Here is a 473-nt window from a genome sequence, read left to right as displayed (position 1 = left end):
ATCTGGAAACCGTTGTAATCTGATATGTTTGCTGTTAAGCCTAAAGCTGTGGGTTCGGTAATCGTATAAGGTTGGTTGATAACACAAACACCTGTCGTATCCGTAATCGTTACAGTATACGTACCAGGGGCTAAGCCATTAATATCTTCTGTTGCTGCTGTAAAACCGCCTGGACCAGTCCATGAAAAGGTATAACCTGGTGTTCCTCCGCTAACCGTTAAATCAATACTTCCGTCATTCGCACCATTACAGCTAATACCAAATCCATTGAAATCTGAAACTACAGCACTATCTATTGCTAATCCATTGGCTGGTTGACTGATCAAGATACCATTGATGTTTCTAGTGATGCCATTTGCATCTACGATCGTAACATCATAAGTTCCCGAGGTTAGGTTATTGAACGTATACGTTGGTCCTGCTTGATTGGTGGCCTGCTGCACTACATTGGCGGTTCCACCTTCTAATAAGGT

Annotated in this window: 1 protein-coding gene; it reads right to left on the bottom strand. The window is 42.5% G+C overall.

Going from position 1 to position 473, the window contains the following annotated elements:
- Positions 1-473, bottom strand: a 473-nt coding sequence (locus RQM59_RS14380) for a SprB repeat-containing protein (RefSeq protein ID WP_349242815.1), incomplete at both ends; no start/stop codon positions are given.

The sequence above is a fragment of the Asprobacillus argus genome (genome assembly GCF_032248395.1).
In the GTDB taxonomy this organism is placed as follows: Bacteria; Bacteroidota; Bacteroidia; order Flavobacteriales; family Flavobacteriaceae; genus Polaribacter; species Polaribacter argus.
The sequence above is the reverse complement of the archived record's forward strand: the minus strand, read 5'-3'. Positions and strand labels throughout refer to the sequence as shown.